This window comes from Helicobacter sp. 23-1044 (genome assembly GCF_053654695.1).
In genome coordinates this window covers 48,492-63,097 of the sequence record NZ_JBSIUQ010000001.1, presented here as the reverse complement: position 1 = coordinate 63,097, position 14,606 = coordinate 48,492, and the positions used below count along the sequence as shown (strand labels likewise).

The 14,606-nt window shown below is 40.0% G+C and carries 20 protein-coding genes; 2 read left to right on the top strand and 18 right to left on the bottom strand.

Annotated features, from left to right (window positions below; genetic code table 11):
* Positions 1-65: 65 nt before the first annotated feature.
* The 12 genes from ACWIUD_RS00385 to ACWIUD_RS00330 form a co-directional block, all read right to left on the bottom strand.
* A complete protein-coding gene (locus ACWIUD_RS00385) occupies positions 66-662 on the bottom strand; it encodes a LemA family protein (protein WP_454145604.1) in 597 nt (198 codons plus the stop codon).
* Positions 663-865: 203 nt separating this feature from the next.
* Complete coding sequence (gene cobA / locus ACWIUD_RS00380; RefSeq protein ID WP_454145602.1) at positions 866-2,233, bottom strand: uroporphyrinogen-III C-methyltransferase; 1,368 nt, start codon at positions 2,231-2,233, stop codon at positions 866-868.
* Positions 2,234-2,243: 10 nt separating this feature from the next.
* Positions 2,244-2,876 carry a hypothetical protein gene (locus tag ACWIUD_RS00375; protein ID WP_454145600.1) on the bottom strand — a complete coding sequence of 211 codons (633 nt, stop codon included), beginning with the start codon at positions 2,874-2,876 and terminating at the stop codon, positions 2,244-2,246.
* Between the two features lie 3 nt (positions 2,877-2,879).
* Positions 2,880-3,497, bottom strand: coding sequence for a hypothetical protein (locus tag ACWIUD_RS00370; protein ID WP_454145598.1), 618 nt, complete (start codon positions 3,495-3,497; stop codon positions 2,880-2,882).
* 4 nt (positions 3,498-3,501) lie between these two features.
* Positions 3,502-4,194 carry a hypothetical protein gene (locus tag ACWIUD_RS00365; RefSeq protein WP_454145596.1) on the bottom strand — a complete coding sequence of 231 codons (693 nt, stop codon included), beginning with the start codon at positions 4,192-4,194 and terminating at the stop codon, positions 3,502-3,504.
* Between the two features lie 46 nt (positions 4,195-4,240).
* Positions 4,241-5,131 carry a hypothetical protein gene (locus tag ACWIUD_RS00360; protein ID WP_454145594.1) on the bottom strand — a complete coding sequence of 297 codons (891 nt, stop codon included), beginning with the start codon at positions 5,129-5,131 and terminating at the stop codon, positions 4,241-4,243.
* Positions 5,091-5,825 carry a hypothetical protein gene (locus tag ACWIUD_RS00355; protein WP_454145592.1) on the bottom strand — a complete coding sequence of 245 codons (735 nt, stop codon included), beginning with the start codon at positions 5,823-5,825 and terminating at the stop codon, positions 5,091-5,093. Before ACWIUD_RS00355 ends, ACWIUD_RS00360 begins: the two co-directional genes overlap by 41 nt.
* Positions 5,826-5,965: 140 nt before the next feature.
* Entirely contained in the window at positions 5,966-7,432 is a 1,467-nt protein-coding gene (gene cysN, locus ACWIUD_RS00350) for a sulfate adenylyltransferase subunit CysN (RefSeq protein WP_454145590.1), read from the bottom strand.
* Entirely contained in the window at positions 7,432-8,334 is a 903-nt protein-coding gene (gene cysD / locus ACWIUD_RS00345) for a sulfate adenylyltransferase subunit CysD (protein ID WP_454145588.1), read from the bottom strand. The genes cysN and cysD overlap by 1 nt, the downstream gene beginning before the upstream one ends.
* Before the next feature lie 341 nt (positions 8,335-8,675).
* On the bottom strand, positions 8,676-9,473 hold the full coding sequence (locus ACWIUD_RS00340; RefSeq protein ID WP_454145586.1) for an ankyrin repeat domain-containing protein: 798 nt from the start codon (positions 9,471-9,473) through the stop codon (positions 8,676-8,678).
* A gap of 212 nt (positions 9,474-9,685) precedes the next feature.
* A complete protein-coding gene (locus ACWIUD_RS00335) occupies positions 9,686-9,838 on the bottom strand; it encodes a hypothetical protein (RefSeq protein ID WP_454145584.1) in 153 nt (50 codons plus the stop codon).
* A gap of 47 nt (positions 9,839-9,885) precedes the next feature.
* The gene (locus ACWIUD_RS00330) at positions 9,886-10,041 is read right to left on the bottom strand and encodes a hypothetical protein (RefSeq protein ID WP_454145582.1); all 156 of its coding nucleotides are present in this window, start codon (positions 10,039-10,041) and stop codon (positions 9,886-9,888) included.
* Between the two features lie 182 nt (positions 10,042-10,223).
* Between ACWIUD_RS00330 and ACWIUD_RS00325 the strand changes: the two genes are divergently transcribed.
* Positions 10,224-10,622, top strand: coding sequence for a transcriptional regulator (locus ACWIUD_RS00325; RefSeq protein WP_454145580.1), 399 nt, complete (start codon positions 10,224-10,226; stop codon positions 10,620-10,622).
* Between the two features lie 32 nt (positions 10,623-10,654).
* On the opposite strand, the gene mog is transcribed toward ACWIUD_RS00325, so the two are convergent.
* From mog to ACWIUD_RS00295, 6 genes are all read right to left on the bottom strand, one after another.
* On the bottom strand, positions 10,655-11,185 hold the full coding sequence (gene mog / locus ACWIUD_RS00320; protein WP_454145578.1) for a molybdopterin adenylyltransferase: 531 nt from the start codon (positions 11,183-11,185) through the stop codon (positions 10,655-10,657).
* 49 nt (positions 11,186-11,234) lie between these two features.
* Positions 11,235-11,729, bottom strand: coding sequence for a molybdopterin-guanine dinucleotide biosynthesis protein B (gene mobB / locus ACWIUD_RS00315; RefSeq protein ID WP_454145576.1), 495 nt, complete (start codon positions 11,727-11,729; stop codon positions 11,235-11,237).
* Positions 11,730-11,753: 24 nt separating this feature from the next.
* Positions 11,754-12,206 (bottom strand): molybdopterin synthase catalytic subunit, encoded by a 453-nt coding sequence (locus ACWIUD_RS00310; RefSeq protein ID WP_454145574.1) that lies wholly within the window; start codon positions 12,204-12,206, stop codon positions 11,754-11,756.
* A 156-nt stretch (positions 12,207-12,362) separates the two neighbouring features.
* The gene (locus tag ACWIUD_RS00305) at positions 12,363-12,587 is read right to left on the bottom strand and encodes a MoaD/ThiS family protein (RefSeq protein WP_454145572.1); all 225 of its coding nucleotides are present in this window, start codon (positions 12,585-12,587) and stop codon (positions 12,363-12,365) included.
* 11 nt (positions 12,588-12,598) lie between these two features.
* Positions 12,599-13,999: a molybdopterin molybdotransferase MoeA gene (locus ACWIUD_RS00300; RefSeq protein WP_454145570.1), complete on the bottom strand. Its 1,401-nt coding sequence runs from the start codon at positions 13,997-13,999 to the stop codon at positions 12,599-12,601.
* Between the two features lie 12 nt (positions 14,000-14,011).
* On the bottom strand, positions 14,012-14,203 hold the full coding sequence (locus ACWIUD_RS00295; protein WP_454145568.1) for a superinfection immunity protein: 192 nt from the start codon (positions 14,201-14,203) through the stop codon (positions 14,012-14,014).
* 86 nt (positions 14,204-14,289) lie between these two features.
* Between ACWIUD_RS00295 and ACWIUD_RS00290 the strand changes: the two genes are divergently transcribed.
* Complete coding sequence (locus ACWIUD_RS00290; protein ID WP_454145566.1) at positions 14,290-14,517, top strand: hypothetical protein; 228 nt, start codon at positions 14,290-14,292, stop codon at positions 14,515-14,517.
* The last annotated feature ends 89 nt before the right edge of the window (positions 14,518-14,606 follow it).

The following is a 14,606-nucleotide window of genomic DNA, read 5'->3' as shown; positions in this document are numbered from 1 at the left end:
ATTCGCCCTTTGATTTTGATAGTAGATTCTACGAAATCGCATAAAATTCGCAGAATCTAGCATTGCTAAAACTCCACCTTTGGGGCAATTTCGAGCACTTCACGGCTTTCGCTAAATTCTAGCAATCCCATATCATCGCGGTATTGCGCGAAAAGTCCCGCAATGATATTGCACGGAAAAGTCTGTTTGAATACATTGAAATTCATCGCGCCATCATTATAACTCTGCCGTGCAAAGGCGATTTTATTCTCTGTGGCGGTTAGCTCTTCATTTAGCTGAATCATATTTTGATTTGCTTTTAGCTCAGGGTATGCCTCCATTTGGATATTTAGCCCTTTTAGCGCGTCCATCAAGCCAGATTCGGCACTATTTAGCTTTGCGATATTTTTCATATCTGCGTTTTGCGTGGCGGATTCAAGCGCGTTTCGCGCCGTATTTCGCGCATTTGTAACGCTTAAAAGCGTCTCTTTTTCGTGCTGCATATATTTTTTTGCCACTTCGATTAGATTTGGTATCAAATCATAACGCCGTTTGAGTTGCACATCGATTTGTGCGAACGCATTTTGAGCGCGGTTAGACAGCGCGACAAGGCGATTATAAACGCTCACCACATACAGCCCAACTATCACCACAACCACCGCAACGATTATTCCTGCAATCATTTCGTCCCCTTTTGATTTAAAATTTTAGATTCTGCGAATCTTATGCCAAAAATTGTAGCTTAAAAATTATTAAAATTTTATGATAAATTTGGCGCAAAAATAGTTGCTTTGCATTTTTTTGATAGGGGTAGTGCAACGCACACGGCAATCCAAATTTAGATTCTGCGAATTTGCTTTGAAAATAGTGCAGATTCTGCGAATTTTTATATTTTCGCAGAATCTAGCACGATTCGCTCCCCCATAAATGGCATATTGAGGCTTTCTCTCACTGCCTTGCCTAAAATCAAAATGCTTGGATTCTCACACATTTGCGCCATTTGTGGCAGTTCGCCTAAAGTGCCGATGATTGCCTTTTGGTTGGGGGTTGAGACTTGCGATATAAACGCAGCGGGGAGATTTGCGTCTATGCCCTGTGCCAAAGCCTCATCGCGGATTCTCTCCGCAAAGCTATGCGCCATAAGCACGATTAAAGTATATGGCGAATCTTTTAGCCACGCAATCCACTCCGTGTGAAACACGCTCTCACGCAAATGCGCCGAAACGATAAGCGCACCAGAACTCACCCCGCGCAAAGTCGGCGCAACCCCGCTATACAGCGCACCACAAAGGCTTGAAGTAATCCCGCTGATATACTCCACCTCGACATTATGCGCGTGGAGGAAACTCGCTTCCTCCCACACGCGCCCAAAAATCACAGGGTCGCCACCTTTGAGACGCCCTACGATTTTGCCCTGTTTGGCGTATTGTAACATTAGCTTGTTGATTTGCTCTTGCGTGAAATTCGCCGCTCCCTTGCGTTTGCCGACATTTACGCACTCAATGCCAAGCCCCTTGATATGAGAGAGAATCTCCGCGCCGATGAGATTATCAAAGAGTGCGACATCAAGCAAGGCAAAGGATTCAAGTGCGTTTAGCGTGAGAAGCCCAAAGTCGCTCGGTCCGCAACCAATGATAAGCACCTTGCCAAGCGCGGTTTGACACTCTTTGGCGATAGCGTCTTTGTCGCTTTTGCTTTTGGGTGGGGCGATTTGTCGTAGATTTTTTAGGCGGTGAGATAGTGCGCCAAGTGTGCGGGGCAAAATCGCGCTAATCTTATCGCGCAAAACCTGCGAAAGGATAGGGCTTGCGCCATTTGTGCTCACCATAACGCTTACATTTTCACGCCTCACAATGCTCCCAAAATAAAAATCACACAAATTTGGCGTATCCACGACATTAAGCAAAAAGCCACACTCTTTACGCACACTATGCAAAAACGCGCCAAGCTGTGAATCGCCACTTGCATCAATGATAATCTCAAAGGCTTTAAGCGCGTGTAAATCGATATTTGCGTCAATGGTGCGGATTTGAAAAAGTGTAGAATCTGATATAGATTCTGTGATTTTTGTCTCAAAATACGGCGTGAATCGCTTATCGGCGATTTCTCGCGCCCATACGCATACTTCCCATTTTGCGCCCATTAGCACTTCAAACTTCTGCCACGCTACCGCCCCCGCACCGATAAGCAAAGTCTTTTTTGCTCTAAATGCGATAGGCAGAGAAAAAGATTCGTTAGATTGTTTAGGATTCACGCATTTGCCTTTATTTACATTTCCCATTTTTATAGCATTTATCGTTCAATTCTATTATTAACTCATCAGTTATAGAATCTAGCGGGATTAGATTCGCCATTTTAGGGTCATCGCGTGGTTGGCGGTAGAGAATCTTCATTTTATCAAAAACATATTCACTAGATTGGGCGTCTTTACCATTGAGTTTGAAATCTTCTACACTGCGTTGATAGAGATAAAACCCATCGTTGATAAATTTAAATGTATAATAGGATTTCCACACTGCTTCATATTTAAAATCATTTATACCAAAGACAATGGTAAAATAATCGCCCTTAAAATCTATGCGTGATTCTATAGAGTGTGTCCCATCCGCACAAAATATATTTAGCAACTTATCCGCATCTGCAATAGCTACGCAATGGTTTTCTTCGTGGTGTAAGTATCCTTCGCTATGCCCTTCAACCTCTGTGCGAATAAAAATATATTGTTTATTGTGAAAAGTTTTTTCATAAACATTTGTATTGTGGGAATCTACAATTTCTACATACTCTTTGGCTGTGGCTTTCTTTAAAGTTTCTTTTTTAAGTTTTTCTATATCAAGCGCATTTGCATTTGTGAGTGTTAGCACATAAAGCATAAAAAATAAACTTAATGTTTGCATTTTTTACTCCCATTCCACATAGCACGGTGGTATCGTTTTTACAATCTTAAATGTGCCATTGCCTAAATCAGACAATATATGTTTTTGTGTGCCACACTCAGTAATATATGATGTGATTGTAAGCTGTTTTTTATTCTTGCTCCACTCATATTGCGCCCACGGAGGCACACACATATATTGATAACATTCGCCCTTGTATTTATGATTTTGCTTTGGTAGTTTATCCAAAAACCCAATCTCATAAAATGTGTATGATTCTAAATATCTCGTTTTATCAGAACTTTCTACCCAATATTTCGCAGAACTTCCTACCCAATATAAAACCTCTTGCGCCTCTTTTAGTTTATCGTGTGCCTCTTGCATACTTTTGGCTTCTATTATGGTAAATTGAGGGTAACCGCAAAATTCTATATTATATTTTTTAGGTATTACCACAACTTGATACGCATAAGTCTGCCCATTACTTAATTTCTCATATTTATACCGCAACTCCATCATCTTGCTATTATCAAGTTTCTCAAACTCACAATCCACGCTCTCCCATTGCCAATCACCTTTTGCATTTCCTGCAAACGCAATCGACACAAACGCCACGAAAAATACCAAACTTAATTTTTTCATTGTTTTACTCCCTTTTTAAATTGTCGCTAGATTCGCGTGAATCGTTATGTAAATCGCCCACAATCGCGCCGTTTTTGTCGATAAGATTATCTTTCGCAGCTTTTTTAATAATATAGCTTAATGCGTTGTAGTCATCTTCTTTTCTTTTTGTCATAATAGATTCATAATATTCCTTTGGATTTGGATAAAAGATTTTCTCAAATATGGACTTATGTGCGGGAATATTGTAGATAAATTGCGTGATTTGCCTAAAGGTGTTTATATATTCATCTGTTATGCAATCTTCTTGTGCCATTTCAAAATGAATAGGATTTCCTCTCATTCCCTCTTCCTCCATTTCTGTATGTGCTTTTGCGATACGCTCCATACTCTCATCGATACATTTTCGTCTATTTTTTATCATATCAAGCGAGACTTGCTTGATTTTGGGTTTATCTTTAGAATCGATATTTTTCATCACAAGTCTATAATAGCTTGAGTAAAAATTATCTTGCAAGGCAAGATTGGCATTAGAATCTATATGGCTAAAATCGCCACAAATTGCGCCCTCATCGATATATTTCGCTTTATCACAATCAAAACTAGGCACGATAAATCTTTGTGCTATCATCTCATCATAATTTAAGGCATTAAGGCTTGTGAGCGCGATACTTGCCATTACAAATAAACTAACTAAAATCTTTGAAAATGCCTGCATTTTTTATTCCCTTTATTTTTTAGATTCGTGTGAATCTATTACGCTTTTATTTACGCGAATGTTTTTGCACCACTGCGCGAATCTGCGCATCTAACTCATCGCTATGATACACAGATAGGCATTTGGCAAAGGCGTTTTCCCCTTGTGCTTTGTCAAATAGCGTGGCAAAGTGCTTCTTGCTACCACTTGACATTTTATCAGTGATTTTTGGATAAAAATACAATATGTATGGATTAAGTATATCAAATGATTTTTTGCCACTTTTTAGCTGTATATCGCCCACACATTCGCTTAAAACAAACTCTTTTAATTTATAGACTTTGCCATCAGTTGAGTCGTGGAATTTATTCGTGTTGCTTGGTGGCAAGGTGGCGTATTTGTCTTTTGGCAGTGTGCATTTGGTGCAAAGGGCGCGGATTTCATCATCGATAAATGCCTTATATTCTTTGGATACATAAGCCCTCAAACACCCTGCAAAAAATCCCAAAGCACCAAGAGCATCCCCTCTTTTGTAGCCCTTAACATCAAGATTTTCTCTTTTTAGAAAATCTTTTATATGCGTGTAAATCGTGGCATTTGATTTCACTTTATCTTGCGAAGTGAGCGCGACTTGATGATGCGCATTTAGCAGGGCTAAAATCTCATCTGCCCTCTCATCGCCATTATTTTTATGTTCCACTATGCAATAATTTAGCCCAAAATCCCTAAAATATTGCTGTAATGGTAGTTTATTTAGCGAATCTATAACACTTTGTTGGCTTTGCGAATCATTTGCATTGCCAAACGCCACCGCGCTAAAAGCAAATGCTAGTGCTAATAAGATTTTGCTTAAATTTTGCATTTTCTCACGCTCCGTTTTGAATCTAAAATCTAAAAGCATAATTTTAGCAAAATTTTTAGTGAGATTCGTGCAAATCGTTATGCAAATCGCCCACAAGTGCTCCGTTTTTATCGATTAAGCCATCTAAATACAAAGCCGCCCACACTCTATCATAGTTAAAATTGCCATTAGATTCACCTAAAATCATTCTATAAGATTGTGTATGCTTATGAAATATTGCCTCAAAAAGTTGTGGATTTTGCTCCAAAAGATAATTTGTAAGATTGCTTATGCCAATAAGATACGCGCTATCAATACGCATTCTTATCTCAAAATAAGGGTCTTCTAAATTTCTCCAATACACTCTACGACTTGCATCTGCTTCCTTATCGCCATTTTCTGCTTCTCTATCAAGTTTGGCAAGATAATTATTTACCGATTCTATGTCCTTTTTGACATTTTTATCGCGCAATTTCATCGCTTCCTTTGCTATGGCTTTAACTTTTGACTTTTGGGCTTTGGGGGTATGGCGCATAATGAGATTATAGTAACTTGTAAAAATATTATCCAAAAAAGCATTGTGATTGTAGCAAAGTAGCCACTCACTCGTATTTTCTTGCACTTTTTCACACGAAAAGCTAGGCTTTACACATTCATTTGTTTCGATAATAGCTGGGCGACAACCTTGCTCATAGAGCCATTCAACCTGCTTATCTAGTGTCTCTTTTGACGCGATTGTAGCAAATGCAGAACCTAAATCTGTAGAGCACACAATATCGCTAATTAACAAAAATAATATAAGTTTTTTCATAATTCAACCTTGCTCTATTTTGTTTTTAAAATCCTTAAAAATGTTTGCATTTTTTACTCCATTTATTTTTTAGATTCGCGTGAATCTATGAATCATTGTGCGAATCAGTCGATTCGCGCAATTAGCAAATGCAACAATCCCTAAATCTCTTTACAGCCCCATTCTGGGTAAAATTCACGGATAAAGGCATTTAGTGCCTTTTCTTGTGGGCTATATTTGCGCTTTGAATCCACCGCAAGATTCGCCGAATCGGCATTGGATTCCACCACTTCGACAATCATTCCCGCGCCCAAAGTCGCATTTGTGTATTTATCGATGATGATGAAACTCCCTGCCACGCGGTTGTTGTTATACGATTCAAGCCCCAAAGCCCTATCAAACTTCACCACGCACCGCGCTATGTCATTTAGGTGCAAGTTATGCGCGGGGTGCTCGGTAAAGTCGTTTATATCCTTTTTGTAGAGGATTTGCTCCACACTGCCTTTGAGCGTGGAGGTGGCGCGTTTGATGACATAGCTAGATTGCAATTCAAGCGCGACTTCATCAAACCACACAATGTCCGCCACCACGCATTTGCCAAGTTTCAAACTATGCTCTTTTTTGGCGATAATATCACCCCGCGTAATGTCGATTTCATCTTCTAGCACAAGTGAGACACTCTGTGGGAATCTCGCGCCTTTCACCGCGCCTAACGCCTTTTTGTCAAACTTTTTGCAATCCAAATTCGCAATATCTTGGCTTACAATCGCCTTAATTTTGCTTGTCTTCTTTGATGGCAAAGCCACGATACTATCGCCTACTTTGATTTCGCCACTCTCTATATTGCCACAAAATGCGCGGTAATCTAAATTCGGGCGATTGACAAACTGCACGGGGAGAATGAAATTTTGACTTTGTTGCTTGTGAATCTTTGCGCTATCTAAAATCTCCATTAGCGATTTGCCTTTATACCACGAGATTTTCTCACTTTTATGCAAAATATTTTCGCCTTGCAGGGCAGAAATGGGGATAAAGTCAAAGACAATGTCGCTATGATAGGCAAGTTGCGGGATAATTGCTTTATAATCACGCACGATAGATTCAAAGACTTCGTTTGAATAATCCATCAAATCCATTTTATTTACCGCGACAATAATGTGCTTAATGCCAAGCAGACTTACGATATATGAATGCCGTTTGCTCTGTGTCAGCACGCCCTTTCGCGCATCAAGCAAAATCACGGCAATATCCGCTGTGCTCGCACCTGTCGCCATATTACGCGTGTATTGCTCGTGTCCGGGCGTATCGGCGATGATATATTTGCGCTTTTCTGTGGTAAAAAAGCGATATGCCACATCGATTGTGATTCCTTGCTCTCTTTCACTTGATAGCCCATCGACAAGCAACGCAAAGTCCAAATTCCCGCCTTGTGTGCCGATTTTTGCACTCTCTTTTTCTAATGCGCTTAGCTGGTCTTCAAACAACGCCTTTGAATCATAGAGCAATCGCCCTATAAGCGTGGATTTGCCGTCATCTACGCTCCCGCAGGTTATGAATCTACATAGCTCTTTGTTTTGGTGCTTTGCTAAATATTCGTGCAAAGTCTCGTGTGTCGCGTTCTTTTTCATTAGAAATACCCCTCTTGTTTTTTCTTTTCCATACTTGATTCTTCATCGCTATCTATGAGCCGTCCTTGTCGCTCACTCGTATTTGCAAGGAGCAATTCCTCGATGATTTTTTCCAAAGTATCTGCGGTAGATTCTACCGCGCCTGTGAGCGGATAGCACCCCAAAGTGCGAAAGCGCACCATTTCTTTGCGCGCATTTTTGGCAATCTCGCTAGGGATGCGTTCATCATCGATGAGAATCTTTGTGCCTTTATATGGGCTTACCAAGCGTTCTTTGGCAAAATACAGGCTAGGAATGGGAATCTTTTCAAGCAAGATATATTGCCACACATCTAACTCTGTCCAATTACTAAGCGGAAAAACGCGAATCGATTCGCCCTCTTTGTGCCGTCCGTTGTAGAGATTCCACACTTCGGGGCGTTGATTTTTAGGGTCCCAGCGGTGATTTTCATCACGGAATGAATACACGCGCTCTTTTGCCCTTGACTTTTCCTCATCGCGCCTAGCCCCGCCAAACACCGCGTCAAACTTATACAAATCTAACATTTGCTTTAACCCCTGCGTTTTCATAATGTCCGTGTGCATTGCGCTTCCGTGCGTGAATGGCGAAATGTTGATTTTTTCGCCCTCAGGGTTGCTATATACGATGAGATTCATACCCACTTCCTTTGCGCGTTTATCGCGAAACTCAATCATCTCGCGAAACTTCCACTTCGTATCCACATGCACCAGCGGAAATGGCGGGAGCGCGGGATAAAACGCCTTTTGGATTAAATGCAGTAGCACCGAGCTATCCTTGCCAATGCTATAAAGCATAGCAGGATTGCCAAACTCCGCGACAACCTCGCGGATAATGAAAATCGATTCAGCTTCCAAAGCCTTTAAATGCGTGGTTTTGTTCATTTTTCGCTCCATTTGAATCTAAAATTTTAAAAGCGCAATTTTAGCAAAAAATTCACACTTTTTAGATTCGCGAGGCTTTTAGATTCGCAAGGTTTGAATCAAAAATGCGTTGTAGATTCGCAGGGTTTGTTAGATTTGCGCGAATCAAATCAAAATCTACCTTTTAGATTCGCCTAAATCTATGACAAATCGCCACTAGATTCGCATTTTAGATTCGCTAGATTTGCCCTAATCATAGCACCCACGCCAAATGCAAGTGCGAATAAGATTTTGCTTAATTTTTGCATTTCTCACACTCTGTTTAAAATTTACATTTTAAAAACGCGATTCATCGCCTTTGCCTATTTATTTTTACCAAAGATTGCGCGATATTCATCATTGTCTAAATATTGCTTTAAATAATCTAGCGCACTTTTGCCAAACTCATCTTTTGCATTTATATCTGCGCCGTGTTTGATAAGAGATTTTATTACATCAATTTGTGTCTTTTCATACTTCTCATTATCGTATAAATACCGCGACACTAACGCCAAAGCCGTATTGCCTTTATTGTCTTTTAGATTGACATTTGCGCCATTTTCTATGATAGGCTCTATGGCATCAAACCAGCGCAAACTTGCAAGATATAGCAAAATGCTTTTACCTTCATCGTTTTTTTTATCTATATCCACGCCATTTGCAACCAAAACATCTATCATTTGGGTATTAACTCTATCTAGGACATCAATAATATCAAACACCGAAATACTACTTATATCCGCACCATTTTGTATTAAAAATCGTGTTATTTCCTTGCTATCATATCCATATTCTGTCAATGCGAACTTCAGTGCTCCAAGCCCAAAATTTACATCTGCACCATTTTCTACTAAAAATTTAACCATTTCTAAATTTCCATTGACTACTGCCAACTCCAATGGAGTGCTAGAAGATTGCATACAATCATCATAACCGACACATAAATCTACATTCACATTTGCGCCTTGTGATATGAGGCGTCTTGCCTCTTGCAAATCCCCAAATAAAGCTGCAGATATAAGTTCCCTATCAATGTCTTTTAGATTCGCATTTGAGTGTGAATCTAAATGCAAATCTGTCGAATCTTGAACCATTTCACACGCAGTTATCAAAATCACCACGATTGCTAATCCTAAAATTTTGCTTGCATTTTCTCACTCCATTTAAATTTAAATTTTAAAAGCGCGATTGTAGCGAAAATTTGTGCGTTTCAGATTTGTGGTAAAGTTTAGATTCGCGGGGCTTTGATTTTCGTGAATCTAAAAGCGCGGATTCGCACGATTTGCGATAGTTTGAATCAAAATTTACCTTTTAGATTCGCGCAAATCGTGCATTATTTTTGCTGATATTTTTCGCACACTTTAAGATTTGGCTCAATCTCACAGGCTTTTTTGTGAAATTCATATCCTTTTGTGATATTTTTTTGTGTGCCTTTCTCTGATTTTATTAGCGAACCAGCATTATAACAAGCCTTAACCTCATTCAAATCACACACTCTTCAAATGTGAAATTTGAATCCACGCGCGATTTATCTTAATCGTTGTTTGTTATTTTTTGTGCTTTTGCGCGGAGAATGAGAAATAAAATAAGCGAAATCCCGCACACTAGCGCGATTGTAAGAAATGCGTCCGCATAAGTCACCTTTGCCGTAAAGTCAAAAAATCTAATGCCAAAAATGCTAAATCCCAAAATTTGCCCCTTATAAAATTTGTAAAAAATGATTTGCGAATCGTGTGTTTTAAAAAAAAGCGAAATTGTAGCAAAAATTTAGAGCGATTTTGCGTGAAAAATAAATCAAACGCCATAATTCTTATCGGATTTGTAAAAATTTGCTATAATTTTGGCTTTTATATGATTTAGCAAGGGCAGAAATGGCGACAAGTGCGAGTTACAAGGACTTTGTGTTAGAGCAGTTAGCGCGGTGTAATGATAAGTTTTTAGAAAATCGATTTGCATTTAGCGCGAAAAAAATGTTTGGCGAATATTGTGTTTATGCGGATTCGAGTGAAACTTGCGTAGATTCGCATTTAGATTCGCCAAAAAAAGTGCTATTTTTGCTCTGCGATGAGAGCGTATTTATCAAAAAGTATGAATCTTTGGACGCAATCGTGCGCGAAAATAGCGAATTTTTCACGCTAGGCTATCCATTTGATGGCGCAAGAGAGCATTATATAATAGACATTGAAAATCTCACGCTCATCGCACAAATCATACAATCCGCACTGCCATTTCTCCCCACACCAAAGCCACGCAAATCAAAAGGCAAGTAATTAGTGCAAAATTTGTAGCAAGATTCGCGCTTTTAGCTCTTCGGGCGAAAGGCTTTGATGATTGATTCATCTGTCTCTAAATAATCTCCGCCAATTAAGTCCAAGCAATAAGGCACAGCGGGGAAAACTGCGTCCAAACATTCTTTGATGCTTTTTGGTTTGCCGGGCAGATTTATGATGAGGCTCTCATCGCAGATTCCAGCACTTTGACGCGACAAAATCGCCGTTGGCACATATCGCAAACTTATGCTTCGCATTAGTTCGCCAAAGCCGGGCAACATTTTTTGGCATACCGCTTCGGTGGCTTCCACGGTTACATCACGCTTTGCGGGTCCCGTGCCACCTGTGGTTAAAATCAGCGAACATTCTTTTGATAAGTCAAGCAATGCGCCCTTTATGATTTCAAATTCATCGCTCACAAGGCGGTATTTCGCCTCCCATTTGGTGGTTAGATAGCTTTGCAAAACCTCAACAATCGCCTTGCCACTAATATCCTCATACACACCATTAAACGCCCTATCTGACGCCACCAAAACGCCTATTTGAACTATTTTTTCTTGCATTTTGTCCCCCATTTATTTGAATCAAATCCGCGCGAATCTAAAGCTAAATTTACCATTGTAGCGAATCTATCCACTCCAAAACTTCTCTGTGATTATCTAAATCAAGTATAGTTTTGCCCTTAAATGCGGGATTTTGCGCAATATTTGCAGAATCTATCACCGCAATCGCATTTGCATTTTCCACATCGCTATCCACAAAATCCCCGCGCACCACGCAGATTCGCCGATATGGCATAGTCTTAAATCCCTCAATAAAGATATAATCAAGCGGTTCGCAGCGATTTAGCAAATCCATAATTATGTCATTTTGTAGCCCTTTTTGCAGGCGAATCGTAGTTTGCGCAGGTGATACAACCGCCACATTTGCGCCAGATTCAAAGAATTTGTAGCTGTCCTTGCCAATGGTATCAAATACGACTTTATTTTTGGGGTCGTGCTTTATCACGCCTACTTTAAATTCAGGGATTAAAATCTTGCAAAGTCCCGTAATCAGCGTAGTTTTCCCACTATTTGAGACACCGCTAAAACTAATGATTTTTGTCATTTTTGCCCTTTTATCGCGCGAATCTCATAGCTCCAAAATCCCCGCACCTCGCAGTTTTTTGCTTCTATCTTTGGCATAGATTCGCGCTCCATCTTTAATATCATATTTCCATATCGGCGCATTTGCCTTAAAATCCTCGATAAATTCATCATAAATCGCTAGTGCCGCTTTGCGATTGCGCGACAAAATAGCGCACATAAAGGACGATTCGCCCACGCTCACATCGCCTTTTGAGTGCGCCATCAAAATCTGCAAGTTTTTTTCAGCACTTTGTGCGCGAATCTGCCACGAATCAACCCACGATTTTAGCAAAGGCATATAAATATCAAAGCTAAGCGCACTTATGCCATTTTCAGCGCGGACAACGCCGATAAACACCGCAACTGCGCCAAAATTCTGTGCCTTTGCCACTTCCTGCCACTGCGCTAAAATCGTATTTGTATCAAGCGCAGAATCTACGATAATTAGATTTTCCATTTTTATCCTTTAAATTTCGTTTGAATCGTAGAATCCACTAGCGCACCATTTGCAATGATTAGATTTTCCATAACCTGCCCCCATTAAATTTTTGTGCGATTCACGCGAATCTAGCGCGATTTACCACGCAAAATCATACGAATCCAAAAACGCGATTCACCCGCCACACACAGGCGGTAGCAACGAAATCTCATCATTATCCTTAAATTCAATCTCGCTAGGATTTTGGATAATCTTATCATTCAAAGCCACCGCACATAGCGGTATCCACGCTTTTAGCTCATCGATTTTGCCAAGCTCTGCCTTTAACTCATCGAAATTTTTACAATCCACTTCTATCGAATCTAACCCAATGGGTCCCAAAAAATGCACCTTTATCATCTAAATCCTCCCTACAATCGCAATAAATCATTTAGCAAAATTATATCCACAAATTCGCCTTTTTGGTAGCTTTTTTGCGCCAAAATGCAAAATGCGCCACTAAAATCATTTATCATATATGAATTGCGGTTGTTGCGCGGATTCACCGCATAAAAGCCCGATTCGACACTCAAATCCGCCAACTCAAAGCAAAGTCTATCATTTTTCACATTATCCACAGCGCGAAGCAATTTGCCCTTTTTGATAGGGATTTGCGGGGGCAAATTTAGCATTTTTTGCATTATGATTCGCCCAAAGAGCAAAAAACTCACAATGCTAGAAGACGGATTGCCGGGCAGTGCGAAAATGTGCTTCCCACTAAATGCGCCATCGCATTTGATATGCGCAACCACTTTGCCGGGCTTAATTTTCACACCGCTAAACACGCACTCGCCAAACTCGCGGATTATGTCCTTTGTAAAGTCAAAGTCGCCCCTACTCATACCGCCTGTGGTGATGATAATGTCATTGTCGCGCAAGCTGCGCGAAAGCGATTCGCGGATAGATTGCGGATTATCTTGCAAAAGCGGGTAGATTTTGCACTCTGCATTCAAAGCCCTTGCAATCGCACAAAGTGCGTGATTATTTGAGCTATAAATGTAATTTTGGCTTTGTGGCAACTCGCCTAGCTCGATTAGCTCATCGCCCCCGCTTAAAATGCCTACGCGAATCTTACGATAAACGCTAATTAAAATATTGTGATTTTGCGCCAAAATCCCTACGCTAAATGGCGATAAAATCTCGCCTTGTGCGAGTAAAATATCGCCTTGCTTGTAGTTTTCGCCCATTTTGCGGATATATTGCCATTGCTTTGGTGTAGATTCTGCGTTTTTTGTGTGATTCGCAGAATCTGATTTTAAATCGTTTGCAATTCTAGTATCTTGCGTGAGATTCGTGGGTTGCGTAGAAAAATTCGATTGAGATAAGGCTGGTTGCCTATCGAATGAGAATTTTTCAAGCTCCCGCGAAGATTGCGTAAGAGACGAATTGCCCACCAAAAAAATTCGCCCATTTTTCACTTCTACATTTTCTACGATTACCAAACAATCCGCACCTTGTGGCATTTTCGCGCCTGTAAAAGTTTTGATACACTCGCCTTTTTGAATCGCACACGAATCGGCATTACCAGCTTTATTTACACTTGCGATTTTTAGCCCAGATTCGCTCAAAATCCCCAAATCCGCGAATCTAAACGCATAGCCGTCCATATTTGAAGTGTGAAATTTGGGATTATTTTCCCGCGCCAAAATACTCTCACAAAGCACACGCCCCACGCATTTATCGATAAACACTCGTTCAATCCCAACACACTCAACCGCAAGATTTTCTAGCAAATCCACGCACTCGCTAAAAGAAATATTATCGTTTTTCAAAATTTATCCTTATTATGTTTTGCTTATATTGTCCGTAAGACCCCAAACCAAAGCCATTACCCAAAATAAAAAAGTCCAACCCAATAGCAAATTAAGGACTAAAATGGCATTTTGGTTATTGTGGTTTCGCCTCCAAGCAACAGCAGATGGTAGTAAATAGCCTAATGATATTATAATCAAAACATAGCTTAACAATACCCGCACTTCAATTCCTTAAATTATTTTTTGTGATTGTAGCAAAAAAATCTTTTATGATATAATGCGATTTTATTTTAAGGCAAGGGCTTGTTATGAGCAAAAAAGATGAAGTTAAAGCACAAATAGGTATTTTTAAATTTTGGCTTGGCGTTGTGGTGGCTACGCTTTTGGCACTTATTGGCTGGTGTGCTACAAATTACCAAAATGTCGAAACTTGGTTGCTAGTGTTGTCTCTTGTATTGTCTTTTGTGTGTTTTATTCTAATCGTTTGGATTTACAGCAAAATCAATAAAAAAATCAAAAAATTAAGGAGGCTATAAATGAAAACTTTTATTGTTGCTTGTATGGTTGCAATGCTATTTGTTATCCCTGCTATGGCTATAAAAGCGGTTTTAGACAATGACAAAGA